Origin of the sequence: Streptomyces sp. NPDC051677 (assembly GCF_044453465.1) — a bacterium.
Taxonomy (GTDB): Bacteria; Actinomycetota; Actinomycetes; order Streptomycetales; family Streptomycetaceae; genus Streptomyces.
This window is the reverse complement of sequence record NZ_JBITCT010000001.1, coordinates 663827-687728: the sequence shown is the minus strand read 5'-3', so window position 1 is coordinate 687728 and position 23902 is coordinate 663827. Positions and strand designations below refer to the sequence as shown.

General features: G+C 71.3%; 19 protein-coding genes and 2 pseudogenes. 10 read left to right on the top strand and 11 right to left on the bottom strand.

Annotated features, from left to right (window positions below; genetic code table 11):
* Positions 1 to 232: 232 nt before the first annotated feature.
* A complete protein-coding gene (locus tag ACIBAF_RS03005) occupies positions 233 to 1009 on the bottom strand; it encodes a maleylpyruvate isomerase family mycothiol-dependent enzyme (RefSeq protein WP_399461314.1) in 777 nt (258 codons plus the stop codon).
* A gap of 297 nt (positions 1010 to 1306) precedes the next feature.
* On the opposite strand from ACIBAF_RS03005, the gene ACIBAF_RS03000 reads away from it, so the two are divergent.
* On the top strand, positions 1307 to 1831 hold the full coding sequence (locus ACIBAF_RS03000; protein ID WP_399461313.1) for a hypothetical protein: 525 nt from the start codon (positions 1307 to 1309) through the stop codon (positions 1829 to 1831).
* A 271-nt stretch (positions 1832 to 2102) separates the two neighbouring features.
* Here the strand turns inward: ACIBAF_RS03000 and ACIBAF_RS02995 are convergent, their stop codons facing one another.
* Positions 2103 to 2516: a PIN domain nuclease gene (locus ACIBAF_RS02995; protein WP_399461312.1), complete on the bottom strand. Its 414-nt coding sequence runs from the start codon at positions 2514 to 2516 to the stop codon at positions 2103 to 2105.
* A 33-nt stretch (positions 2517 to 2549) separates the two neighbouring features.
* On the opposite strand from ACIBAF_RS02995, the gene ACIBAF_RS02990 reads away from it, so the two are divergent.
* Positions 2550 to 2927 (top strand): TetR/AcrR family transcriptional regulator, encoded by a 378-nt coding sequence (locus tag ACIBAF_RS02990; RefSeq protein WP_399461311.1) that lies wholly within the window; start codon positions 2550 to 2552, stop codon positions 2925 to 2927.
* 278 nt (positions 2928 to 3205) lie between these two features.
* Here the strand turns inward: ACIBAF_RS02990 and ACIBAF_RS02985 are convergent.
* Together ACIBAF_RS02985 and ACIBAF_RS02980 are read right to left on the bottom strand one after the other, a co-directional pair.
* Positions 3206 to 3877 (bottom strand): annotated as a pseudogene (locus tag ACIBAF_RS02985) (cysteine hydrolase family protein); the annotation flags it as partial.
* A gap of 124 nt (positions 3878 to 4001) precedes the next feature.
* A complete protein-coding gene (locus ACIBAF_RS02980) occupies positions 4002 to 4256 on the bottom strand; it encodes an acyl carrier protein (RefSeq protein ID WP_399461310.1) in 255 nt (84 codons plus the stop codon).
* Positions 4257 to 4394: 138 nt separating this feature from the next.
* On the opposite strand from ACIBAF_RS02980, the pseudogene ACIBAF_RS02975 reads away from it, so the two are divergent.
* The 4 genes and pseudogenes from ACIBAF_RS02975 to ACIBAF_RS02960 all read left to right on the top strand — a co-directional run.
* A pseudogene (locus tag ACIBAF_RS02975) lies at positions 4395 to 4630 on the top strand (glyoxalase); the annotation flags it as partial.
* A gap of 330 nt (positions 4631 to 4960) precedes the next feature.
* Positions 4961 to 5707 carry a hypothetical protein gene (locus tag ACIBAF_RS02970; RefSeq protein WP_399461309.1) on the top strand — a complete coding sequence of 249 codons (747 nt, stop codon included), beginning with the start codon at positions 4961 to 4963 and terminating at the stop codon, positions 5705 to 5707.
* Positions 5708 to 6263: 556 nt separating this feature from the next.
* Positions 6264 to 7028, top strand: a complete 765-nt coding sequence (locus ACIBAF_RS02965; protein ID WP_399461308.1) for a hypothetical protein — start codon at positions 6264 to 6266, stop codon at positions 7026 to 7028.
* Positions 7029 to 7228: 200 nt separating this feature from the next.
* Positions 7229 to 7885, top strand: coding sequence for a sigma-70 family RNA polymerase sigma factor (locus ACIBAF_RS02960; RefSeq protein WP_399461307.1), 657 nt, complete (start codon positions 7229 to 7231; stop codon positions 7883 to 7885).
* A gap of 250 nt (positions 7886 to 8135) precedes the next feature.
* Here the strand turns inward: ACIBAF_RS02960 and ACIBAF_RS02955 are convergent, their stop codons facing one another.
* Positions 8136 to 10697 (bottom strand): GH32 C-terminal domain-containing protein, encoded by a 2562-nt coding sequence (locus tag ACIBAF_RS02955; protein ID WP_399461306.1) that lies wholly within the window; start codon positions 10695 to 10697, stop codon positions 8136 to 8138.
* 523 nt (positions 10698 to 11220) lie between these two features.
* On the opposite strand from ACIBAF_RS02955, the gene ACIBAF_RS02950 reads away from it, so the two are divergent.
* The 4 genes from ACIBAF_RS02950 to ACIBAF_RS02935 all read left to right on the top strand — a co-directional run bounded on the left by ACIBAF_RS02950 (position 11221) and on the right by ACIBAF_RS02935 (position 15791).
* The gene (locus tag ACIBAF_RS02950) at positions 11221 to 12255 is read left to right on the top strand and encodes an alcohol dehydrogenase catalytic domain-containing protein (protein ID WP_399461305.1); all 1035 of its coding nucleotides are present in this window, start codon (positions 11221 to 11223) and stop codon (positions 12253 to 12255) included.
* Between the two features lie 283 nt (positions 12256 to 12538).
* On the top strand, positions 12539 to 13069 hold the full coding sequence (locus tag ACIBAF_RS02945) for a DinB family protein (protein ID WP_399461304.1): 531 nt from the start codon (positions 12539 to 12541) through the stop codon (positions 13067 to 13069).
* 20 nt (positions 13070 to 13089) lie between these two features.
* The gene (locus ACIBAF_RS02940; protein ID WP_399461303.1) at positions 13090 to 14334 is read left to right on the top strand and encodes an MFS transporter; all 1245 of its coding nucleotides are present in this window, start codon (positions 13090 to 13092) and stop codon (positions 14332 to 14334) included.
* Positions 14335 to 14924: 590 nt separating this feature from the next.
* Positions 14925 to 15791, top strand: a complete 867-nt coding sequence (locus ACIBAF_RS02935; protein WP_399461302.1) for a hypothetical protein — start codon at positions 14925 to 14927, stop codon at positions 15789 to 15791.
* 78 nt (positions 15792 to 15869) lie between these two features.
* On the opposite strand, the gene ACIBAF_RS02930 is transcribed toward ACIBAF_RS02935, so the two are convergent.
* The 6 genes from ACIBAF_RS02930 to ACIBAF_RS02905 form a co-directional block, all read right to left on the bottom strand.
* Entirely contained in the window at positions 15870 to 16181 is a 312-nt protein-coding gene (locus tag ACIBAF_RS02930; RefSeq protein ID WP_399461301.1) for a hypothetical protein, read from the bottom strand.
* Between the two features lie 118 nt (positions 16182 to 16299).
* Positions 16300 to 18372 carry a trypsin-like serine peptidase gene (locus ACIBAF_RS02925; RefSeq protein WP_399461300.1) on the bottom strand — a complete coding sequence of 691 codons (2073 nt, stop codon included), beginning with the start codon at positions 18370 to 18372 and terminating at the stop codon, positions 16300 to 16302.
* Between the two features lies 1 nt (position 18373).
* Positions 18374 to 20227, bottom strand: a complete 1854-nt coding sequence (locus ACIBAF_RS02920; protein WP_399461299.1) for a peroxidase family protein — start codon at positions 20225 to 20227, stop codon at positions 18374 to 18376.
* Positions 20224 to 22035, bottom strand: a complete 1812-nt coding sequence (locus ACIBAF_RS02915; RefSeq protein ID WP_399461298.1) for a GMC family oxidoreductase — start codon at positions 22033 to 22035, stop codon at positions 20224 to 20226. The genes ACIBAF_RS02920 and ACIBAF_RS02915 overlap by 4 nt, the downstream gene beginning before the upstream one ends.
* 160 nt (positions 22036 to 22195) lie before the next feature.
* Positions 22196 to 22618, bottom strand: a complete 423-nt coding sequence (locus tag ACIBAF_RS02910) for a hypothetical protein (RefSeq protein ID WP_399461297.1) — start codon at positions 22616 to 22618, stop codon at positions 22196 to 22198.
* Positions 22619 to 22809: 191 nt separating this feature from the next.
* On the bottom strand, positions 22810 to 23847 hold the full coding sequence (locus tag ACIBAF_RS02905; RefSeq protein WP_399461296.1) for a LacI family DNA-binding transcriptional regulator: 1038 nt from the start codon (positions 23845 to 23847) through the stop codon (positions 22810 to 22812).
* Between the last annotated feature and the right edge of the window lie 55 nt (positions 23848 to 23902).

The following is a 23902-nucleotide window of genomic DNA, read 5'->3' as shown; positions in this document are numbered from 1 at the left end:
ACGTGGCACCTCGCCCCAGTCACCACATAACGAAGAGGGACCATCCGGCCTCCGGCCAGACAGCCCCCCACCAAGATCTTCATCGGTCTTCTAGGGCGTATTTCGAAAGTCCCGTCTGCGGCGACGCCTGGCACGCTCCCCCAGAGGGGGCACCCCCACCCCAGAGGGGGGGACCCTCATGGCGCCGCCGGGCCTGCCCTTCGGGCAGACGAGGCTACTTTCGAAACACGCCCTAGTCCTCCGGCTCCCAGGCGCGGAGCAGGTCGAGCAGCTCCGGGTCCCCGTCGAGTTGCAGGGAGTCCGCCGCAATGCGGTCGTACAGGTAGAGGACCAGATCACTGGCCGTGCCGCGAACGGAGATGCCTGCCGCGTCCGGGTCCTCGCCGGCAGCGGGCAGCCGGGTGGTCCGTGCGCCGTCGCCGTCGGCCGTGAGGCGCCAGGAGCGGCCCTCGGTGGCGTGGAAGTCGAAGGCGGTGGGCTTGTGCGGCCAGGCGCTCGTTGTGAAGCAGGTGATGAACAGGGTCTCCTCGACACCGTCGAGCGCCAACTCGACCGGCAGTGAGGCCGGCTCGCCCACGGTGAGCTGGGCGTCGTAGGTGTGCACCGCGATCTCCTGGACCTGGTGCCGGGCGACGCCACCGGCGGTGTGCGGCGTCTGCGTGTTACCCCAGCCGGTGAAGCAGCCCTGGTCCGGACCGGCCTCCCGCAGGGCCGCCAGCAACAGCTCGGTCGAGGCGGCCAGCCAGGCCGGCACGGCCTCGCGCTCCTGCGGCGCGACCGCGTCACCCTGGGCCGGGGTCCTGGACGCGGCGTCCGGCCCGGCGGCGACGGTGGCGGCCCAGCGGCGGCGGCCCTCGCCGATGTGCTGCACCAGGTCGGACAGCGTCCACCCGGGGCAGGTCGGCACGGGCAGGTCGAGGCTGGGCGCGGCGGCGATCGCGGCGCGGAAGGCGGTTGCCCGTTCGTCGATCAGCCGCAGCAGATCGGGAAACTCCAAAGTCTTGTGCACAGCGGTCGTTCTATCATCTTGATCCATTTGCCCGACAGCGGTTTTCCCAGCCGGTACGGCGAGGAACTCCGGCCCAGGCGACAGACACCGCGGAAGCTCGTTGTTTGCGTCGATGAATCGGCTGGCCAATCAACCCTGCGGCTTTGACGATCGAGCCGTGACCAGGTCATCCGGCGTCGAGTACGGCACCGGAGAACGAGGTCCACCTTCCGCCCATCTCACAGAAGGAAAAGTGCCATGTCTCCCACAGCCAACGGGTCAGTCAAGGTGAAGCGCGCTTCCCGAACCAGGCGAGCGATGGCCGCCGGTCTCGCGTCGGCGGCATTGGGCGCGTGCCTGACCCTCGTCGGCGCCGGCACGTCCGTTGCCCAGGCGCCCCCGCCGCCCCCGGCGCCGGCCCCCGTGTCCGGCAGTACAGCGCACCCCCAGCAGCCGCCCACCTACATGGACGAGGGCATCCACCTGTGGGAGCAGCTCGGCTGGCCGAACTTCCACAACCTCGGCAACCGGGACTGGGTCCACGCCGGCTCGTTCGTGAACCCGAGCACCCGGCAGAGGGTGAACGAGATTGTCTTCACCGGCGGCTGGTACCAGGACCGGGACGGCTCGCTGCGCCGCTTCATGGACGGCGGGCATGCCGGGCCGTCCAGCGTGCACGCCGGAGGCGCGTTCCAGGAGTACAACACGACCGTGTACCACCAGCAGTTGAACGCCGCCATTCCCCGGCGTGACGCCAACCGGATCGTCCGCAATGTCCGGACCGGCGACGTGTTCTGGACGAACGATCACTACGGCAGCTTCCACTACATGGGCCGGCACTGAGGGCAGCGGACGGGGACAGCCGGGCCGTGCCCGGTTCTCCCCGTCCGCCTCGGCCAACCTGCGGAGAATCGGAAGTGTTGCCTGGTGATCTTCGGCTCCGCCGCCTTGCGGGGTCGGCGGGTGCGTACGGTGGCCCGTCCGGGCCCGAGGTGGCCCGAGATGACCCGAGGTGAGCGCCGGGGAAATCGGCCCGTACAGGAAACGGTCCCAGCGCGCCGGTCGGCGCAAGCGCCCGGAGAGGATCGGTGCCCGGTGGTGGACTGCGCGGGCGTTACCGCCTGAGGTCGATCATGCGGACCGGCTGCCCTGTCGCCCGGGCGATGGTTTCGAAGTCGCGGTCGAAGTGGAGCAGGGTGAGTCCCGCGTCTTCCGCGGCGGCGGCCACCAGGAGGTCGACGGGGCCCGCGCTGCGGTGCTCGCCCTTGGCGGTGAGTTGTTCCTGGACGATGCGGGAGCGGCGGTAGACGCCGTCGGGCATGGGACACCAGGCGTAGTGGACGTCGAGTGCAGCCTTCAGGCGGGTGCGGTCTGTGGCCGAACGGGCGGAGTGCAGGACTTCCAGTTCGGTGATGTCGCAGATGGCGACGAGGCCGGCGGCGATCCTGTCGTCCCACTCGGCCGTGTTCTGGCGGAGCAGGACGCGGGCGAGGGCGGAGGTGTCGATGAGGTAGTCGGCGACGGTCACTCGTCCGCTCCGGCGCCATGATGTCGCCTGCCCTTGAGGACCCAGGCCCGAGCGCCGCGCGCCGACGCGGTCCGCAACAGGAAGAAGATCCTCGAAGCCGCCCGCGAGCAGATCTCGCTGCATGGGCAGGAGGTCGGGATGGACGAGATCGCCGCAGCGGCAAGCGTCGCCGTCGGCGCGCTGTATCGCCACTTCCCCAACAAGACCGACCTGGTGGCCGCCGTGATCGCGGAGTACCTGGAGGGGGTGGCCGACGAGGCCGAGGCGGCCGTCGGACGCGTCGGGTCAGGCGCGCGCGCCCTGGACGAGATCACCGGCTTTCTCGAACGTGTTGTCGAGGCCGCTGCCGCCGACCGCGCCGTCAAGACCCGGTCGACGAGGACTCCGTGGAACGTGCCGCCGACGCCCTGACCAGGCTCATCCGGGCCGGTCAGGCCGATGGTGACATCCATCCGGACGTCACCATCGGCGACATGTGCCTCCTCTTCGCCACCGTCCCCACCGTCCCCACCGACCGACCGCCGACGTGCGCGCCCGCTGGCTCACCCTGTTCCTGCCTGGCCTCACTGTCCGCGCCCGCGGTGCCGATGGCTGAACTCCCGGAACCCCTCCTGCAGGATGATGGGCAGCGCCACGCGCGGGCCGCCATGGACACCCTCACCCCCCGGACCCTCGGGGCATGCTTCCAGCTACGCCTTCCCCGGGCCCACCCCAGCCGAGGAATAGCGCACTTCACCGCGAGAACTGACGCGCTTCACCGCCGCCGCACCGGCCACCCGATGAGACGCTGCTGGTCGGCCAAGCACAAACGGCACGGGCTGCTGGTCATCGGCCTGGCTGATGTCAAGGGGCGGCTGCTGTGGACCTCCACCGCCCGACCCGCGCGCGGCTCGGAGATCACCGCCTGCCGTCACGACGATCTGGTCGTCGGTGAGCAGGCCGACCCGGTAGTCGCGCTCCGACGGCTCGAAGATGCTCGCCCTCGGGCAGTTGGGCAGGTTGCAGCCCGCGAACACGACCGTGTTCACGCCCAGTTCCGTGAGCAGGTCTTGCAACGGGGTGCGGTAGAACGCGCCCCACCGGGGTTTGAAGACGGCGTACTCGGCGGGCCCGAGCTGCTGTGGCCGGCCTGCGAGCAGCGACTCGGCATCCAGCTCGGGCGCGTCGTCCGGGGCCGGTCCCGGTGCGAGCCCGCTGCCGGGGCTTCCCGGTGCCGCGATGCGTACGCCGCTGCCGATCAGCCCGCGCCGGACGAGGTCCACGTCACCGCTCGCGGGGTCGTAGAGGCGCACGATGTGAATGACGGGGCGGCCCGCGGAGCGGAAGGCGGACACGGCGGAACGCAGCGCCGGCAGGACCTCCGTCGTGCCGTGCCGGGGATGCCGTAGGGCGAGTCCGAGAGGAAGTCGTTCTGGACGTCGATGGTCACCAGTGCGGCGGACGCGAAGTCCGGCCGGGTGTGCGGGTCCTCGACTCCCTGCGCACTCATCGGGCGGCCTCCGCGCCCTGACCGGCCGGAGCCAGGAAACGGGTCTCGATGGCGGCGAGGCCGCGGAAGTCCTCGGCGGTGATGGAGCCGAGGTCGACGGCCGCCCCGGTGACCTCCTCCAGGAGGTAGACGAACTCCAGGAAGGCCAGGGAGTCGATGAGCCTGCCCTCGATGAGGTCGTCGTCCCTTCCCGGGGGCTCCGTGAGATGCGGGTTCTTCTCCGTGATCCACTCGATGACGCGGTCGTTCATGCTTCTGCAACGCGTCGGTGCGGGCACCGCCTTGCGTCGTGCGTGCATCGCGCCGCACGTGACGGCGGAGCCCTCTGTCAGGCCGAGATCGCAAGCTGCGTCCTTGGTGATCGCGGTGGTCGGTTCGGCGCCGTCGGCAGAGGCCGCAGTGCGGACACGTGGGTGGACTGGAGCCTGCACGGCGGCCAGTTCGTCACCCACCTCGCCCCGGCCCGCAGCGCCGACCGGCTGCGCACCGCGGACACCGAATTCGTCATCAAGCCCTACGTGCGCTTCGAGGGCGAGACCGGCGAGCAGTGGACGATGTTCCTGCTAGACCCGGCCGGCAACGCCCTGGAGTTCAAGGCGTCGCCGACGACTCCCAGGTGTTCGCCGTCTGGCATTTTCTGCGGGCGGTGGCGATCCAGCCCGATCGCCGTCGGCGGCAGCGATGCCGACCAGCTCCGCAAGGCCCGGGTGTCGACTCCGGGCTGTCCTCGCCGGTCCGTGGGCGGCCCTCGATGCCTCTGGGCAAGTTGGTTGAGGGGAACGCCTCCTTGCCTCGGCTGTGCAGAAGCCGCTGCGTGACGGTCCCCACCTACGGGTCGTCCCCAACTACCTGATAACCCATGAGTACTAGGGGTTGCGGGTATTGAGCTCCGTGCGTCACGATATCGATAGTTGCAGGGCAAGGAGCCCTGGTTATAAGGCTATTGGGGGCGGTCATGATTCACATCACGCTCGGTCCGATGCGCTACGTCAATCCCGAGCAGGACCAGCTGGGGCGGGATCACGTGGGCTGGGATTCGAACATGGACGACGCGGCGCTGTTCCGCGCCAATCGCGGGTGCTGGGTGCTGGGTGAGCGGGCAGACCGGGAGCAGTATGCGCTGCTGTCGGCGCAGGGCATCGTGCGCCAAGCCATTGAGATCGACGGCCTGGCATCGGTCGCCGGCGGCCGCCGCGCCATCGAAGGCCGCTATCTGGAGGCAGGTCACCCCGTCTACGACGCCTACGTGGGGAAGCCTCAGCCGGTCGCCGCAGCCCGCAATCCGGTGACCTACTTCGACTCCCCTCATGCCGCCAGGACCTGCGGCTGCGGCTGTGGGGCGCCGGTCACGATCGGCTGGTTCCTGACCGGCCACGACCAGAAGGCCCTGCATGACCGGGTGGCCAAGGTCGGCACGGTGCACCAGTTCATCGAGTGGTTCGACCGTACGTATGTCGAGGGGGAGGGGACCATGGCGTCCCGCATCGTCTCCATCGCTCCGCACGCGAATGCCAAGAAGGCGTGCAGTGCCCATGGTGTCGGGGCGGACTGTGCGGCGCTGGTCGCGGATGTGGTGCTGAGGGACGCGGGCAGCGAGCACGTCGAGTGGGCCGTCTGTGCCCGCTGGCTCAAGGAGAACGCCGACGCCGAGGCCTGGCTGCGGCGGCATCCCGTCGAGGCGGCCAGGCTGGGCGCGGTCTGATTCCGTTCCTGTGGCTCGCACTCCGCATACACGCGCCGGCCTGTGAAAATGCGTTCGTTGCCCCAAAGCCCTGAATCCGCACCCCTGATGAGGCGTGTTCGCAGGTCACAGGTGTGCGTGAAGCCGCTGGGTGTGCTGTCGGCCGGTGAGGGGCTTGGCGCCTGTCGGTGCGACCGCGAGGGCTCTCCTGCCTGAGGTCGATCATGCGGACCGGCTGCCCCGATGCAGGACGAGCGCGCGAACTCGAAGCCGCCGCCGAACCGCTCTTCACCCACCTCGACACCGTCGTACGGTGCCTGGCGCGCGCCGACGACCTGCTGCCCCGCCCCTCGCCGGCAACGCCGCCGTCTCCGAAGTGGTCCGCCGGCGCGGCTGATCCGCCGTCCCGCCAACGGCCGACCGGAATGACCCTCGCCGTAGGAGTCGGGCGGGCCGTTCGTCGAGTTCCGGCGAGAGACGGTGTCCTGTATCACTCCCTTCGGGCTGAGTGGCAGACCCGGGTGCTGTGCGTACCCATCCGTGACGAGCGGAGCCCGGATGCGAGGATGAGGCCGTCATGAGTGCTGGGTGGGGTGCGCGCACGATACGGGCCGCGGTGTTCGCGGCCGTCTGTGTGCTGCTCGCGGCCCTCGGGCACGTGCTGATGTCGGGTTCCACCGTGCCGTGGTGGACGGTCGCCGCCGGATTCGTCGCCACGAGCGGTGTCGGCTGGTGCCTGGCGGGCCGGGAGCGCGGACTGCCGCTGGTGGTGGCCGCCGTGGTCGTCACGCAAGGGGCACTTCACTCGGCCTTCTCCTGGGGGCAGTCGGCCGTGTCGGGATCCGGGCTCGGAACCGGCACGGGCTCCATGGCGCATGGCATGGGCGGAACGTCCATGGGGTCGATGTCCATGGGGTCGATGGCCATGGACGCGATGGACATGGGTTCCGTGCGTTCCCTGGGCATGGGGTCCATGGACGTGGGCGTCATGGGTGGCATGGGGTCCATGGGCATGGGTCACGCGACGCATGCCGAGCAGCTCGGCCACATGGCCCACGGCGCCGGCGGTATGTCGTCGCTGGGCATGCTCGCCGCCCACTCGTTGGCCGCCGTGCTGACCGGTCTGTGGCTGGCCCACGGCGAACGCGCCGCGTTCCGCATCCTGCGAGCCGTCGCCGGGTGGCTTGCCGCTCCGCTGCGGCTGCCCCTCACCGCCCTCTTCGTCCCACCGCGGCGGCCCAGTCTGCGGCCGACGCGTGAGCGTGCGCGGCGTGTGCCGCGGCTGGCGCTCACGCACACGATCATCTCTCGGGGACCTCCGGCCGGGATCGCTGTCGTCTGAGACAGCTGGTTCCCCGAGGCCGTCCCAAGGGCGCCGCGACTGCGGGCGCCGACGCCTCGGGCACGGGTCGTGCACGTCGTACGACTCTTCCCCCTCCCGTCCCGGGACCTCTTGTGTATCGGCACACCGTGCGTCCGGCGTGTCCGGGCGCGTGCGCCGCCTAGCCGGATCGGTCCCGGACCACCCGAGAAGGACCTCAGGTGATCACTCCTGTCCTGCCGGCATCGCGCCGGGAACGTGCGGCGGCGCCCGCCGCGGCCGATCAGACCGCCATGCCGGCGGAGTCCGAAGACCCGGCCACCACCTGGGCCTTGGCCGCCCGAACCGGTGATCCCGACGCCGTCGACCGCTTCGTACGAGCCCTGCATCCCGACGTCGTCCGCTACGTCAGGCACCTCTCCGCCGATCGGCAGCTGGCCGACGACCTCGCGCAGGACACGTTCCTGCGGGCGCTCGGCAGCCTGCACCGGTTCGAGGGGCGCTCGTCGGCGCGTACCTGGCTGCTGTCCATCGCGCGCCGCACGGTCGTCGACAGCCTGCGGTACGCCGCCTCCCGGCCGCGGTCGGCCGATCTGGACGACTGGACGGTATGGGCCGAGCGGGCTCAGCCGAGCGGTCTGCCCGGCTTCGACGAGGGCGTGGCCCTGCTCGACCTGCTGGACGCGCTGCCCGTCGAGCGCCGCGAAGCCTTCGTCCTCACCCAGTTGGCCGGGCTGCCCTACGAGGAGGCCGCCGCGGCCGGCGGCTGCCCCGTCGGGACGATCCGCTCCCGAGTGGCACGGGCCCGGGCGACACTGATCGAGTTCCTCGACGAGGCCGAGGAACTCGAGGGCCGCCCGGCTGCCGTCGCCGCGTGAGCAGAGGGGCGCCGGCGGCGCCGCCGGTCTTGGCGAGGATGTCCCGGGCGGCGACGTGTGGGAGATCCTCCTGCGCCATGTCACCGGCCGGATGGCACGGGAGACCCGGCGCTGGATCAGATCGTGTGGACGTTCCGGGCCCCCCGCTGAACAGCCCGCTACCGCGGCGGTTCGCGCGGGCCTGGCGGTGGCCGGGGCGGTCTCGCAGAAGAACACCGTGCGGCCCGTGTCACGGAAGCAGCCCCTTGGTTCAGTCGTGGGCGGAGTCGAGGCGCCAGACCCGGGCCTGGTCCAGCCTCACCGAGCCGTTCTCGGCGAAGACCTGCACTCCCTGGCTGGCGGGGTCGGGGAAGATCTGGTCGGTGATCACGGCCTCGCCGGTGCCGCCGAAGACCTCGACCGACGACCAGTCGACGAGGATCCGCAGCTTGACCTTGCCGTTCCTGGCCTTCAGCGGTGCGGTCTGGACGCCGGGGAAGGTGCTGTTGAAGTCCACGGCGCCGGAGTGGGTGCGGTCGACGTACAGTTCCTGCGTCGTGGCGTCGTATCCGATGACGGTCTCTTCGCCGTCGGCGCCGGTACGCACCTTCAGGCCGAACCGTTCGGCGTCCTTGAGGGAGAACGTCGCCTCGATGTCGAGCGCCTTGCCCTCGGCCGCGGAGCCGATCAACGGTCGGGAGGTGTTCTCGACGGTGACCCCGGTCGCGGACGCCGGGTGATCCTGCCGCAGGGACGTCAGGCTGTTCACCGGCTCGCCGGTCAGCCGGATCCGGCCGTCGACGGTGCGCAGGGCCATCTCCCGGGGGATGCTCTGCGCGCTGCGCCAGGGCGAGGTGGGGATGGCGCCGGCGTAGTCCCAGTTGTTCATCCAGCCGATCATGTACCGCTTGCCGCCGGGGGCGTTCTCCCAGGACACCGCCGCGTAGTAGTCCTTGCCGTAGTCGGCCCAGTCGGCCCGCTGCACGACGGACTTCGCGGGGGCGTCGGCTTGTGTGAACCCGTCGGCGAGGATGTGGCCCCAGCCGGCGCTGTTCATGTCGACGATCTGGACCTGTGCCTTCTTGCCGAGGTAGGGGCGCATGTCGAAGGAAGACCAGTCCAGGGTCTCGCTGTTGGAGCCGGTGGCGCTGCGGACGACCTGGCCGTCCACGATCAGGTTGACGGACGTCTCCTGGGAGACGGGCTGGGCCTGGGTGTCGGAGAGCATGATGTGGTCGACGTTCAGATGGCCCCAGCCGCCGGTGTTGTCGTCGACGATCCGGATCTGCGCCTTCTTGCCGGCGAGGTCGCTCACGTCCCAGGACGCCCAGTTGAGTGCCTCGGCGTCCTGCCCGGTGGTGCTGCGGACCACCTTGCCGTCGACGAGGAGTTCGACGGCGGTCGGGTTGTCGGAGCCGGCGGGGTGGTTGCCGCCGCCTACGAGGAAGTCGACGTAGTCCTTGTCGATGGTGAACTCGGGCGAGGTGAGGGTGCCGGTGGCAGCGTCGCCGTTCAGGTAGGTGTCGACCAGGCCGCTGCCCAGGAATCCGGAGACCTCCTGCTGGTTGGGCAGGGCGCCGGCGGCCGGCGCGGCGCCGAAGGCGTCCCCGGTCTTCGCCCAGACGCCGTAGGTGCCGCCTTCGAAGTCGGCGAGGACCGTGCCCGCCGGCGGGGGTCCCTGCTCCATGACGGTTCCGGGCGTGTGCGGGTGCCGACCGCCACCGACCTTGAAGTTCAGGTACGGGCTGTCGACGGTGAAGGAGGGCGAGGTCAGGGTGCCGGTGGCGCCGTCGCCCGCATGGAAGCTGTTGGCGAGACCCTTGCCGTCGAATCCGGCCACGGTTCCCTGACCGTCCAGCGCCCCGGCTGCCGGCGCCTGGCCGAACGCGGTGCCGGTGGTCGTCCACGCACCGAAGTCGCTGCCCTCGAAGTCCTGCACGACCTCGCCGGCGGGCGGTGTGTAGGCGCCCTTGTCGTCGGCGGTGAACGTCTTTCCGTCGAAGTCGCCGACGAAGTACTGGGCTGCCGAACCACCCGCGATGCCACCGGGGTTGATGTTGACGACCAGGACCCACTTGATGTGGTTCGGGTCCCCGTCGACGGCGAGCGGGAACAGGTCGGGGCACTCCCACACGCCGCCCGTCGCGCCGGCCGGCCCGAACTCGCTGAGCAGGCTCCAGTCCTTGAGGTTCTTGGAGGAGTAGAACCGCACCTTGTGCTCGGCGGACAGCGCCACCGTCATCAGCCAGCTCTTCGTCGGCGCGTACCACTGGACCTTGGGATCCCGGAAGTCCTTGGAGCCGATGTCGAGGACCGGATTGCCCTGGTACTTGGTCCAGGTGCGGCCGCGGTCGGTGCTGTAGGCGAGCGCCTGTGCCTGCTTGCCGGTGTCCTTGGAGTGGCTGGTGTAGACGGCCACCATGGGCGGGTTCGTCTTCGTGCCGAACCCGGTGGTGTTGTTCGAGTCGACCACCGCGCTGCCGGAGAAGACCATCTCCTTGTCGTCGTACGACAGGGCGAGCGGCAGCTGCTTCCAGTGCACGAGGTCCGTGCTCACCGCGTGGCCCCAGGACATGTCTCCCCACGTGTTGCCGTTGGGGTTGTACTGGTAGAAGAGGTGGTACTCGCCCTTGTAGTACACGAGGCCGTTGGGATCGTTCATCCAGTTCTTCTCCGGTGTGAAGTGGAACTGGGGCCGGTAGGTCTCGGAGTACGGCGGGGTGTCGGCGGCGACGGCCTGAGGGGCGAACGGGGTCGCGGACAGGGCGCAGACGGTCGCCACCGCCGCGATCATCCGGGTACGGGCATGCCGGGACACGCGGGCAGAGCTCATGAGGCCTCCTGTGCTGCGGCCGTCCACGCCGTGGAGCCTGCGGTCCTGGCGCGGACGGACCGAAAAGTGGCGTACTGGTCGGCGGCGTCGTCCACGCCGTCGACCAGACATGTCATCGTTGACTTGTGTCATCGTTGACATCGAGTGGCCCGATGATGAGCGCAACCCGGCCGACGCGTCAACGGTTCGGGCGTGATTGCTCCGGCGCGGTCCGCCGCGTCGACCGCCTGCGCCTCCCGTGCGGGCGCCCGCGGCTGTTCACCGTCGAGTGAAGCCAACGAGGTCGGCGACCACGGGTTCTGACTGCTCCTCAGGGTCGCCCGATCGTCGGGCCGAGCGGCTGACCCTCACCCCGAAGGCGCCGAGCGAGGGGCTATAGCCGTTCTTTATGCCCCCATTCGCCGTGATCCTCTACCGGAGTCGTCCGTGACGTCCTACGGTGCGGGCGGAGCCACGCGCGAGGTGTTTCCGTGGATGTCCGCGTCCTGTTATTTCCTTTCTTCTCTTTCAGGGAGGGATTTCCATGTCCCGAGACGCTGACCGTGTTCACCGGGCCGCACAGGTGGCGGAGCCCGGGGCTGCCGTACGGGTCGTCCCGGTGGAGGCGAAGCCGCCCGGTGTCGGCGAGGTGCGGGTCGACGTGGAGGCGACCGGCATCTGCGGCGCGGACATCGGTACGGTCCGCAACCGCGCTCCGGCGACCGGCTTCCCGGTCACTCCGGGCCACGAGGTCGCCGGTGTGATCGCGCAGATCGGTCCCCAGGTGCAGGGGTGGGCGGTGGGGGAGCGGGTGGCGGTCGGCTGGTTCGGCGGCAGCTGCGGGCACTGCTCCGCCTGCCGTACCGGGGACGTCGTCCACTGTCCGGAGCGGAAGGTTCCGGGCATGTCGTATGCGGGCGGCTGGTCGAGCACCATCACGGCTCCCGCCGCCGCTCTCGCCCGGATCCCCGACGGCCTGTCCGCGGAGGAGGCCGCGCCCTTCGGCTGCGCCGCCGTCACTGTCTTCAACGCCCTGCGGCACTCGGTCGCCGGGCCGGGTGACCTGGTCGCCGTCCTCGGGATCGGCGGTCTGGGGCACCTCGCGGTGCAGTTCGCCGCGGCCATGGGGTTCGAGACGGTGGCCATCGCCCGGGGCGAGGAGAAGCGGAAGCTCGCCGAGGAGCTGGGCGCGCGGCACTACATCGACACCGAGCGGCAGGAACCCGGGGCGGCGCTGCGGGAGTCGGGCGGGGCGCGGCTGATCCTGTCCACGGCCTCCAGCGGCAAGCCGCTGGCGGAGCTGGTGGACGGGCTCGCCCCGCACGGGCGGCTCACCGTCGTCGGCTTCGACAAAGCTCCCCTCCAACTGCCCCTGGCCAAGCTCGTCATGGGGGCGCGCAGCGTCTCCGGTCATCTGACGGGCAGCCCTGCCGACACCGAGCAGGCCATGCGCTTCGCGGTCGCCACCGGTGTCCGCCCCCGGGTGCAGACCGTCCCGCTGGAGGAGGCGCAGCAGGCCCTCGACACCCAGCAAGAGGGCAAGGCCCGCTTCCGGATGGTCCTGACCACCGGTGCCTGACCGTCGTCCTGAGGGAGGTAAGCCCTCCATGCTCCAGCACGACGGTCACGACGTCGTCGTGGTCGGCGCCGGACTGGCCGCGGCCGCCGCGCCAGGGGCGCTCGCACCACCAGGCCGACTACTCCCTGTTCGGGCACCCCCTCTACCGGCGGCCCGCGCTGGACGGCAGGCTGCACTGGGCGTCGACCGAGACGGCCGACCGGTATGCCGGACACATCGAGGACGCCCTCGCCGCCGCCGAGCGAGCGGTGACGGCGTCCCTGACCGAAGACGAGGCGAGCTCATGCTCCAGATAGACGCGTTGCTGCGCGAGTACGACCGCGCCGTCGCCTACACCGACGACCTGTGGAAGGACCTCACCCCGGACGAGGTGACCTGGCGCCCGCACGAGGACTCCAGCGCCATCGGCTGGCACCTGGGCCACCAGGCCCACGTCGCCCACTTCATGATCCGCAACCTCACCGCGGCGGAGCCGAGCCCCGATCCGGAGCTGGACGCCCTGATGGACTCGGCGAACCCGGAGAAGTTCCGCGGCACGCTGCCCACCGTCAAACGGCTCACCGAGTTCCGCACCACCGTCGCCGAACGCGTGCACGCCCGCATCGGGGACATCGCCGCCGGACGGGTCGGCGCCCCCGCCCAACTCACCATCGTGGCCGGCCACTTGCTGACCACACTCATCAACCACGAGTACCAGCACGACCAGTGGATCAGCGAGTTCCGCGCCGACAACCTCGGCCACGCACTGCCGCCCGACCCCGCCAGCGAGCACCTGCGCCGTATCGACGGCTATCTCGTCGTCGACGTCCTGTAACGGTAGGGAGAGACCCACCCGTGACAAGCACCGCCCCGGACACCGCCGCCGGTACGTCCCCGCAGACCGAGGCACAGCGCCGCGTCCTGACCGTGCTGGTCAGCAGCCAGATCCTCAGCGGGGCCGGGCTCGCGGCCGGCATCACCGTCGGAGCCCTGCTCGCGCAGGACATGCTCGGCTCCACCGACCTCGCGGGCCTGCCCAGCGCCCTGTTCACCGCGGGTTCGGCCCTCGCCGCCGTCGCCGTGGGCCGCGTCTCCCACGCCCGGGGCCGCAGACCGGGCCTCGCCGCGGGATATCTGACCGGCGCCGTCGGCAGCGCCGGCGTCATCGCCGCCGCTGTCGCAGGCAGCCCCGTACTGCTGTTCATCGCCCTGTTCGTGTACGGCGCCGGCACGGCCACCAACCTCCAGGCCCGGTACGCCGGAGCCGACCTCGCCGCCCCCGCGCACCGCGCCCGCGCCGTCTCCACCGTCCTGGTCGCCACCACCCTCGGCGGGGTCGTCGGACCCAACCTCGCCGCGCCCACCGGCCGCCTCGCCGACAGCCTCGGCATCCCCGCCCTCGCCGGACCGTTCCTGCTCTCCGGCGCCGCCTACGCGCTGGCCGCCCTCGTCCTCGCCGTCTGGCTGCGCCCCGACCCCCTGCTGCTCGCCCGCAGCCTCGACCTTCAGCAACGGACGGAAGCCACCGCGCAGAAGGCGGCACCCGCCCGTGGTCCAGGGCTGATACCGGGCGCGCTGACGATGATCCTCACCCAGCTCGTCATGACCGCCGTGATGACGATGACCCCCGTGCACATGCACGACCACGGTCACGGCACCGCCGCCGCCGGCCTGGTCATCGCCATCCACGTCGGCGCCATGTACCTGCCCTCGCCGCTGACCGGCTGGCTCGTCGACCGCCACGGCCCCAAGGCAGTCGCCGCCGCCTCCGGCCTCACCCTCCTGGCCGCCGGACTCACCGCCGCCTCGGCGCCCGCGGACTCCGTCGCCCTGCTCGCCCTGGCGCTCGCCCTGCTGGGCCTCGGCTGGAACCTCGGCCTCGTCTCCGGCACCGCGATGATCACCGACGCCGTGCCGCTGGCCACCCGCGCCAAGACCCAGGGCATGGTCGACGTGTCCATCGCCATCGCCGGCGCCACCGGCGGCCTCACCTCCGGGCTCGTCGTGACCGCCGCCGGCTACCCCGCCCTCGCCCTCACCGGCGGCGTCCTCGCCCTCGCCGTGCTCCCCGCCGTCGCCGCCACCGCGAGCAGCCGGTGAACGACCTGCCCGGGCTGCCCCAGGGCCTGTCCTGGCCGAGCCAGGCCTTGACCTCGTCGGGATTCGCCTCGACGTCCGGCGAAGGTCTCCACCCCTTGAAAGAGCGTTCCCCGCTGTCACCGGCCAATCGGACCGCACACCCCTGCTCCGCGCGGCGGTAAGGCAAACCTTCCCGCGGCCGAGGTCCACAGCCCGAGTGAATCAACCGGCTTTCCGCTCGGCGCCGGTGGTGACTCTCGTACGGTCGGCGTCATGCTGAGGTTGGGGAAGGCGCCGGACCTGCTCGGAGTCCGGACTAGGGCGTGTTTCGAAAGTCCCGTCTGCCCGGCGACGCCTGGCACGCACTCCCCCGGAGGGGGGACCCCCAGCCGCGTTGTCGGGATCGCCCCGATACAACCAGTATCGGGGCGATCCTCCGCCTTGCGATCGCACGCTCCCCCACGCTCGACTGCGCTCACGTGGGGGGACCTCCATGACGCCGCCGGGCCTGCCCTTCGGGCAGACGACGCTACTTTCGAAACACGCCCTAGTGGCTGCCGTCGGACCAGGGCAGCCCCGGGTGGTGGCCGGGCGAGGGCCGGGAGGTGCGGATGATGTCGCTCGGACCGTCCGTCGGCTGCTGGGTGCTGACGGTCTCCCTGCTGCTCCGGGTCGGGGGCGCGTGCGGGCGGGTACGGACGCGTCTGCTGCTGTTGGCTGGGTCTGCGGCCGCCGGCGGGGTCTACCGGGTCGCGATCGCCGTTCTGTCGGAGCGACCGGCGCAGGGACTGGACGCACGGAGCCTGGTCGGTTTTGCGGTGGTCACCGGAGTGACGGTCACGGTCGGTCTGGGGATGGCCGGGCTGGTGGTCGCGGCTGATGCCGGCACCGGTAGGCACGCGTGGCTGCGGCGGGTGCTCGACGGGACCGTCACGGCCGGGGCCGTGTTCCTTTCGGGATGGGTGCTTCTCGGGAGAGCCGGTGACGGCTGGCGGCCCGAGACGGGCATGGTGGGCGTCCTGTGGACTGCGGAAGTCGTGTTCCTCAGTTTCCTGCTCGCGCTGCGACGGCTCGTGCGGAGCGACCAGCAGGCCACGGTGTGGGTGACGATCGTCGGACTGTCCCTCATGCTGATCGGCGACACAGTGCGCCTGTGGACGGTCGGCCCACACGGCCCCGAGGGGACGTCCCTGCTGGCCGACGGCTGCGATACCGCAGGACTGCTGATCGTCGCCGTCGCCGCCTGGGTCCCCGGCGGGGCGAGCGTCCTGGGCGCGGGCCGGCCGGCGCTGCGGTCGGGGATGGAAGGCGCCGCGGCGTTCATTCCCCTGACCGTCTGCACGGTGACGGCGCTGGGATACGCGTTGGCGCCCCTGGCCAGCGACCCGGTGCCGCTGTGGGTGGGCGGGACGGCGCTGCTGGGCCTCTGGGCACGCCAGACGTTCCTGCCGAACAGGAACACCGGGGAGGACGAGTGAGGGGGGTGGTTCGGGCGGGCTGTGAGGCGGTCGAGGCCGTCGGGGTCGTCGGGCCGGAGACTTGACCCGGACGTGCTGTCACTCCATCGTCAGGCCGCCGTGGATGTCGCGGACCTGCACCACGTTCTTGGCGTGGCCGTGGAAGGAGTTGACGACCCCGTCGCCGGCCGCCTGGTTCCACAGGTTCTGGCATTCCTGACGGAAGCCGGGGTCGCGGGCGAACTCCTCGTCCAGCGCCGCCGCCAACTGCGCCCGGGACTCCGGCACGTCCGGGCGACCCGCGAACCGTTCCCTGATCCGCCGGAAGAGCGCGGGCAGAGCGGCGCCCGTGGATTCGCCCGCTCCGGTCGCGAGGCCGGCGGCGAGGGCTCCGGCGATGGCAAGCGACAAGGGATCCAAGGTGTCCTCCGCGCTGTGAGTGGGCCCTGTCCATCATGCAGGCGCGGGCATGCCCGGGCCATAGGCCCTCACCTGCGCGGCAGCGCGGACGCCGGACCCCGCGTCGGGCTCAGCCGACGAGCCGGCCGCCGATCGGGCGGGCCGCCTCGGTGTGGGAGAGGTACTCCACGATGCTGTGCGCCCGGTCGCGGGCGTTGACGACGGCGAGGTCGGACAGTCCGTCCGCCCAGTCGTCGCCCAGCGGGCAGCCGATGGCCACCGCGTCGGTCGGGCACCAGAGGTTCAGCCAGTCCGCCACGATGTCCGGACGCTTCGGGCCGCCGACGAGCAGCCTGCTGTACACGCTGTCCAGGCCGAGCGGACTGCCCGCCGTGGTGAGGTGGACGGCGTGCACCCCGGGTGACAGCCGGGTGGTGAGGTCCAGGGCGACGACCGTGCCCAGGCTGTGGCTGACCAGGACCACCTCTCCGTCGTCCGGCATGGTCTCCAGCACGCAGTCCAGGACCGCGTCCCGGATGCGCCGGTCGTCGAGGTAGGCGGCCACGTCACGGAAGACCAGGGCGATGGCCCAGGCGTCGAGGTCGCTTCTGGCGGCCAGCCAGCTCAGCCGCTTCTGCAGGGCCCCCACCACGTCCGGCAGGCCGATGCGCTCGGTGGCCAGCTGCCCCTCCCGCGGCATGTCCCACTTGGCTGCCGCCTCGCCGACGATCTCCTCGTACACCGCGCGCGCGGTGGGGGAGGAGGGCGCCACCACCTCCGCCGCCGTGGCGGCCGGCGCCTCGACGATGTGCGGGACGGCCTCGTGCGTGGTCAGGGCCTGCACCAGTCTGTCGCCGTAGTAGGGGAACCAGACGTCCGCCGGGTCGATGGGAGGGAGCCCGGCGCGGACGAGCCCCTGGTTGAGTCCGGCCGCCCATTCGCGGCGCAGTTTCTCGGGTTCCTTGCCCTCCTGGGAACGGCCGTGCAGGAACACCAGATGCCGTCCGCCGCCGAACGCGCCGTCCCGGCCGCGCAGTCCCGCACGCGCGGTGACCTTCTCGGCGGCCGGCCGCGACGCCGCTCCCGCTCCGGCAGCGGCAGCGGCAGCGGCAGCGGCAGCGGCAGCCGGAGCGGCAGCCGTCGCCGGAGCGACGGCGGCCTCCGCGAGGCCGAGCCCCGACTCCGGGCCCATCTCGGACAGCAGCGCCCGCTGCGGGGAGGCGAGGGGCAGGGCGGCGAGATGCTTCAGGACGGAGCTGATCCGCACGCCCTCGTTGGACACCCAGTCGATGGCGTCGTCGCCGTCACCGGGCCGCCAGACCTGACCGTCACGGCGCAGGACACGGCCCTGTTCGTCGGTCCTGGGCACGCCGCTGTGGTGGAGCGCGACGACCTCCCACTGGTCGTTGAAGACGGGTGAGCCCGAGTTTCCCGGCTCGGTGTCCGTCGTGTACTGCAGGAAGTCGTCGAGCCGCACCTGGAGCAGGTTGTTGCGGACGGCGATCTCCTTCAGCCGGCCCATCGGGTGCCCGACGATGTTGACCGGTTCGCCGACGACCAGCTTTCCCGTCTGGACGCTGAGCCGGTTCCAGCCGAACGTCTCCCCCGGAGGCCGCCCGTCCGGGCCGGCGGCGACGTGCACCAGGGCGAAGTCGAGGCGCTCGTCCGTCGCGTAGAAGCCGTCGGGGTCCAGTTCCAGCCGCGTCGTCGGCTGCGGGGCGTTGTCGACGGTGACCTGCGCGTCGAACTCCACGAAGCACTGCCGGGCGGTCTCCGCGTCGGTGAGCACGTGATGGTTGGTCAACAGCAGGCCCGGCGACACCAGGAAGCCGGTGCCGAGAGGCAGTTCGCGCCCGTTCTCCCGCACCGAGATCCGGGCGACGGTGCGTGCCGCCCGGGCGCCGCGCGGCAGGAAGCTCCATGCCTGCAAATCCTTGGACACCCCGAGGATGCGTTCGTATGCGGCGGGCGGGTCCAGCGGTTCCGCCCGGACGGCCGCCATGACCAGCGCGGCCGGCACCGCGTTCCGGTCGAGCAGTCGGGACGCGCGCGCCGCGAGTGCCTCCGGTGCGTCGGGGAAGACGATCCCGGCGTCCCGCTGCCGTTCGATCGCCCGCCGTTCGTCGGTGGACTCCCGGTACCGTGCGGCGGCGGCCGCGACCTGCCGTTCCCGTTCCTCGTGGAGCCTGTCCACCGCTGCCATGTCAGGTCACCGTCCCCGCGGCCTGGCGCCACGGCACGAAGGCGTTCGTCAGGCCCGCGAGAGCCGGGCGCAGCTCCGGGTGGTGGCGCAGCAGCACCGTGCTCATGGAGTTGTCGTCGATCCAGGCCATGCCCGCCTTGGAGTACACCTCGGGCGTGTAGTGCTCGGTGAAGAAGCGGTCGCTGTTCAGCCGGCGTGACGCCATCAGGACGAAGATGCGGAACGCCGTGTCGCTGAACGCGAATCCGGCCGGCAGCTTCTCCGCGTACAGCCCGACCATGAGGTCGACCTTCTCGACGTCGCCGTCGTAGAGCTGCTCGATCTGCTCCGCCACCGCCCGGTTCTCCGCCAGTTCCAGGAAGTTCGCGGCGGGCTTCAGCCGCAGCAGCCGCCGGAACTCGTTGTAGCGGGGGACGCCCAGCTCCCGGGTGCGCAGGATGTCGGTGGCGGCGAGGTCCTGCAGACGCCCGTCCGGGCGTTCGAACTCCTGGAGGAACCTGGGGAAGTTGTGCAGGGTGACCAGTCCCGGGTGGAGCGTGCCGAAGCTGTAGAGCAGGTCGGCCATCTCGGTGGTCTCCAGGACCTTCAGCGCCCCCGGGCCCGAGATGTCGCGGAGGGTGCAGTGGCGCAGGCTGGTGTCGTCGGCGACGGAGCGCAGATGCCACTCGTCGCGGATGAGCGGGTGCATGCGGTAGACGGCCACGAACTCCTCGGTGAGGGAGTACGGGACGCCGTAGTGGTCCCGTTCGCCGCCCGGGATGCCGCTGACGACCTCGCTGTCGCTGATCCGGCCGAAGAGGTCGTGGACGCGCTCGCCCGCGATGCCCCACCAGTTGGCGCGCAGTGCCTTGACGGTGGTGGGGTGGCTGATCACGGCCGGCGTCCACTCCACGGTGTGGATCTTGGCGAGGAGCGCGGCGTTGACGAGCCGGGCCCGCTGGAAGAGCTCCTCGTCGCCCCACGACGGGTACGCGCCGTGCAGGTGATCGCAGATCGCGTTGTGCTCACGGGCGAAGAGGTCGTGCATCATGGCGAGGCCCAGCCAGAAGCCGGGGACCTGCGAGGGGTCCCGGGCGGGGTCCGAGGGGATCGGGGACTGCTCGTCGTCCCACAGATGCAGCTTGCCCAGCTCGCCGGCGCGCATCAGGCGCTGTTCGGTCTCGTTCGCACCGTAGATCTGCGACGCGTCCCACCAGTGGGAGGACACGTTGACACGGGTGTCGGGCGTCCCGGCGGGCGCCTGCGGGTCGCGGGTCGGGTCGTCCGGTGTCCGCATGATCCGCATGGGGTGCTCCGGCCACGGGTCGTCGTCCATGAGGGGTACTTCCCAGGGCCGTTCGGTGGGGCTGGTCCCGTGGCTGAACCAGTCGCGGATCATGAACTGGAGCCAGGCGGCGACCAGGGAGTTGACCGATTCGGCGGGGGTGAGCTCGTCGCGGGTGAGCAGGGCGCGGCTGACCTCGCGCGGGCTGGGCGCGGACAGGACGTCCTCGGGCGCGGCCGGGGCGATCCGGTCCAGCGGGATGTTGCGGCCGAAGCGGGTGCCCGCCATGCCCATGCGCGGCTGGTCGAGGTCGTTGTGGCTGCCGTCGGCGGTCCGGTTGACCTTGTGGGTCTCGGAGGGCGGCGCCGGATCGGGCAGATTCACCGAGGGCAGCCGGCCGGTGTCGTGGAGGTTCTTCTGCCGCAGCTTGACGCGCAGTCCGAGGAGCGTCAGCAGACCGGGCAGGACGGGCAGTCTGTCCCAGCCGATGCGCCGGTCCACGACCTCGGCGACGGCGGTGACGATCCGCCAGGGCAGGGACGTACGGTATCCGGCCGCGGAACGTCGGGCGGCGCCTCGTTGCTTGCTCATGGCGGTACTCCTTGCGGTGCTCGTGGGGGCGCTCCTCGGGGCGCTCCTCGCGGTGCTTCTCGGGCGGTTGCGAGAATCACGTCGCTCGCCTTCTCGCTGATCATGTAGATGGGGGCGGCGACGAAGAATCCGGGAATGCGGGGGAAGACCGAGGCGTCGACGACCCGCAGGCGGTCCACTCCCCGCACCCGGAACTCGCTGTCGACGACGGCGGAGGGATCGTCCGCGCGTCCCATCCGGCAGGTGCAGGACGCGTGGTGGCCCCAGGCCTCGTCCCGCACGAAACGCCGGACGGCGTCGCGGCCGACGACCTCCTCGCCCGGCCACAGCTCCTCGGCGATCACGGAGCCGGCCCTGCGGTTCATCCCGCGCACGAACTCGACGGCGTCGGCCATGGCTTCGAGATCCACGGCGTCCTTGTCCGTGCCCTCGTCGAAGTAGTGGAAGTTCACCAGCGGGGTGTCGCGAGGGTCGGCCGAGCGCAGCCGCACCCGGCCCCCGGTGTTGTGGGTGCGGCTCTTGAGGATCGCCCAGGTGAACCGGTCCTTGTGGCGGGTCAGGTCGAGCGAGTAGCCGGGGCGGTAGCCCCGGAAGTCGAAGGGGCCGCCGAAGACGAACAGGTCGGGTGCGTCCAGCTCAGGACGGGACTTGCGGGTGACGCCGACGACGGCGCCGTTGGTCGTGTACAGACCCTCGCCGCGTTGCCAGGCCCGGTAGCAGCGGTCCGGTTCGGCCCCGGGCTGCGGCGCGTGGAAGGAGCAGTCCCGGAGGACCGGGAACTCGCGGTCCATCCGGCTGACCACGCCGACCTCGTAGCGGTCCTGCAGATTCGCGCCCACCCCCTGGAGGTCGACCCCTACGGGGATGCCGTGCCGGTGCAGCTCCTCACGCGGCCCGATGCCCGAAAGCATCAGCAGCTGGGGCGTGTTGAAGGCCCCCGCGGCCAGGATCACCTCACGGGAGGCGAGCACCCTGCGCAGGACCGGCGGCCCGGCGGCCGGCCGGCTCGCGGGGTCGGCCCGGTAGGCGTGCGCCCCGTCCAGATAGTCGACGCCGGCCGCGGCTCCGTCCTCGCCCAGCACGACGCGGGCCGCCAGCGCGTTCGTCTGGACTGCCAGGTTGCCCGGATGACTGCGCTGCACCGCCTGGATCCGCTCGCGTACGGCGCTGCGCCGCCCGTCCGCCGTGGACAGGGGGATCTGCCACAGCCCCTGCAGGGCATGCGTCTGCGCCCGCCAGTCGTTGGGGTCGACGAAGGAGCCGAACCCCTCCAGCGGGGACAGCGGCCGGTCCAGGAAGTCGGCCAGCGCGCCCTCCGCGGCCGAGAGGACCACCTTCAGCAACTGCTTGTCCTGGACGGCCAGTTCGGGGTCGGCGAGGGCCGTCGGCAGCCAGCCGTCGAATCCGTGGCGTGCGTCGTTGCGGTACCGGGCGCCCACGAAGGGCAGGACCTTCAGCAGCGCGGCCGGCAGCGGGCCCAGCAGCGGGACGGCGGGCGGCTCCTTGGGTCGCGGCCGGTAGGTGCAGCGTTCCAGCCGCTCGAAGTAGCGGCGCATGGCCGTGCTGTGCCAGGTCGCGTCGCCGGTCTCCGCCGCGATCGCGTCCCAGTCGCGGTTGTACGGATAGACGGTGATCAGCGCGTGGTGCGCGGTGCAGCCGCCGACCGTCCCGGCACGCGGGTAGAGGACGCCTTGGTCCGGGACGAGTTTGCTGTCGCGCTGCTGCTGCCGCTCGTCGGCGTAATGCCGTACGAAGTAGTTCCAGCACTGGACGGGGTCCTCGGAGGCGTCCGCGTGGAAGGCGGGCACCCGTAGGCGTCGTTGTCCGGGGCGCCGCCCGCGTCGAGCAGCAGGGTGCGCCTGCCCGCGGCGGCGAGGTTGGCCGCCAACGGTCCGCCGCCCGCTCCGGCGCCGACGACGACGTACTCGAAACCCGTCTCGGCCGGGGGAACGGCGCAGGGGCCCTCGGTCATGTCGGCTTCTCCGTCGTCTTCGGCTTCGCCTTCGCCGAGTTGGCGAGCGAGGCGGCGGCCAGGACCGTGTTGACGGCCGAGATCAGCGTGGTCAGCGCCGCGGTCCGCGGCGGGACCCGGCCGCTCAGACCCAGCGAGGCCGCCGTCGCGGTGTCACTGCCGTGGATCAGGACGCCGTCGCGCAGGTTCTCCCGCAACCGCTCGTCGCGGTTGGTCAGCAGATCGAGGCCGAGCAGGATCGTACGGATCCCGAAGAGCCGGAAGGCGTATATGGCCGCCGGACTGGGCGGCTCACGGTCGGGGTCGAGGCGCCGGATGAGCAGGTCGGGTGCGAGCAGTCCGGCGGCCCCGTTGAAGATCCGGATGCCGGCGAGCGCGTACACCGAGACAGCGCGAGGGACGGCTTTGTGGGAGGCCATCACGTCTCCTGACGGTGCGGTGATTCATGCGGTGACGGGTGATTACCGCCGCACCCCCCGCCGGGGGAGACAAACACCCCGGAAACACTGCAATCTCCACATTATGGGAACCGGGGTTCCCCTGCACCTCGAACTCCGGGGCTCCACCGCCGAGCCCCGGAGCCCACGTGGGCCACCGTCCCCCGCGCCGCTCAGGTCAGCGCCTCCTGCAGCGCGGGGACGGGGAGCTCGCCCGAGCCCCGGACGATCAGATGGGTGGGGACGGTGAGGGTGCGGGCGCGGGAGCGGTCGCCGTCGAGCCGGGTCAGCGCGGTGGTCGCGGCAGCCCTGCCGAGTTCTTCCGCGTCCTGGGCGACGACCGTCAGGGCCGGTTCGAGCGCCTCGGCGAGCGCCACGTCGTCGAAGGCGACGAGGGCCACGTGCTTGCGCTTGCTGCGGGCCAGTTCGGCGACTATGCCCAGCGCCATGATGTTGTTCCCGGCGAACAGGGCGGTGGGCGGATCGGCCAGGCCGAGGAGTTGGGCGGTCGCGGCCTCGGCGCCCCGCTGGTCGTGGGCGCTGATGACGAGCGAGCGGTCGTAGGGGATGTCGGCTTCCTGGAGCGCCGAGCGGTAGCCGGCCAGACGCTCCCGGCGTGTGTACAGCTTCGGGGGCAGATCGCCGACGAAGCCGATGCGCCGGTGTCCGTGGGCGACGAGGTGCGCGACGCCGTCATGGGCTCCGGCACGGTTGGAGCTGACGATGCTGTCCGTGACGAGGCCGACTCCGGGTCGGTCGAGGAAGATCACGGGAAGTCCCGCCGTACGGTGGGACTTCAGGTGGGAGTGGTCGGCGCCGACGGACGGGACGACCATCAGGATGCTGACGCGGCGGGCGAGGAACTTGTCCGTCAGGGCGCGTTCACGTGCCGGGTCGTCCGCCGAGGAGCCCATGAGCAGGGTCAGTCCGCGTTCGCGGACGGTGTCCTCGATGGCGCGGGCCACGGCTCCGAAGAAGGGGTTGGCGAGGTCGGGAATGACCAGACCGATGGTGGTGTCCGGGCCGCCGACGCGGATGTTGCGGGCCATGAGGTTCGGCTGGAAGCCGAGCTTGGCCACTGCGGCCAGCACCTGTTCCCTGGTCTGCGCGGAGGCGGGTCCGTCCTCGTTGAGGACTCGGGACACCGTCTTGGCGCTGACGCCGACTTCGCGGGCGACGTCGGCCAGGGTAGGGCGGCGGTTCGCTGCCATGGAGGAAACCGTCTCCTGAGGGCTCTCGGTTCCGGCCGCGGCCTCGGCCGGAGAC

What these genes read in the sequence shown, in the direction of transcription:
- ACIBAF_RS03000 (WP_399461313.1), top strand. Translation starts at nt 1,307, where the DNA reads ATGGCCGCCGGTCTCGCGTCGGCGGCATTGGGCGCGTGCCTGACCCTC.
- ACIBAF_RS02980 (WP_399461310.1), bottom strand. Translation starts at nt 4,256, where the DNA reads ATGAACGACCGCGTCATCGAGTGGATCACGGAGAAGAACCCGCATCTC.
- ACIBAF_RS02970 (WP_399461309.1), top strand. Translation starts at nt 4,961, where the DNA reads ATGATTCACATCACGCTCGGTCCGATGCGCTACGTCAATCCCGAGCAG.
- ACIBAF_RS02965 (WP_399461308.1), top strand. Translation starts at nt 6,264, where the DNA reads ATGAGTGCTGGGTGGGGTGCGCGCACGATACGGGCCGCGGTGTTCGCG.
- ACIBAF_RS02955 (WP_399461306.1), bottom strand. Translation starts at nt 10,697, where the DNA reads ATGAGCTCTGCCCGCGTGTCCCGGCATGCCCGTACCCGGATGATCGCG.
- ACIBAF_RS02950 (WP_399461305.1), top strand. Translation starts at nt 11,221, where the DNA reads ATGTCCCGAGACGCTGACCGTGTTCACCGGGCCGCACAGGTGGCGGAG.
- ACIBAF_RS02945 (WP_399461304.1), top strand. Translation starts at nt 12,539, where the DNA reads ATGCTCCAGATAGACGCGTTGCTGCGCGAGTACGACCGCGCCGTCGCC.
- ACIBAF_RS02935 (WP_399461302.1), top strand. Translation starts at nt 14,925, where the DNA reads ATGATGTCGCTCGGACCGTCCGTCGGCTGCTGGGTGCTGACGGTCTCC.
- ACIBAF_RS02925 (WP_399461300.1), bottom strand. Translation starts at nt 18,372, where the DNA reads ATGGCAGCGGTGGACAGGCTCCACGAGGAACGGGAACGGCAGGTCGCG.
- ACIBAF_RS02920 (WP_399461299.1), bottom strand. Translation starts at nt 20,227, where the DNA reads ATGAGCAAGCAACGAGGCGCCGCCCGACGTTCCGCGGCCGGATACCGT.
- ACIBAF_RS02910 (WP_399461297.1), bottom strand. Translation starts at nt 22,618, where the DNA reads ATGGCCTCCCACAAAGCCGTCCCTCGCGCTGTCTCGGTGTACGCGCTC.
- ACIBAF_RS02905 (WP_399461296.1), bottom strand. Translation starts at nt 23,847, where the DNA reads ATGGCAGCGAACCGCCGCCCTACCCTGGCCGACGTCGCCCGCGAAGTC.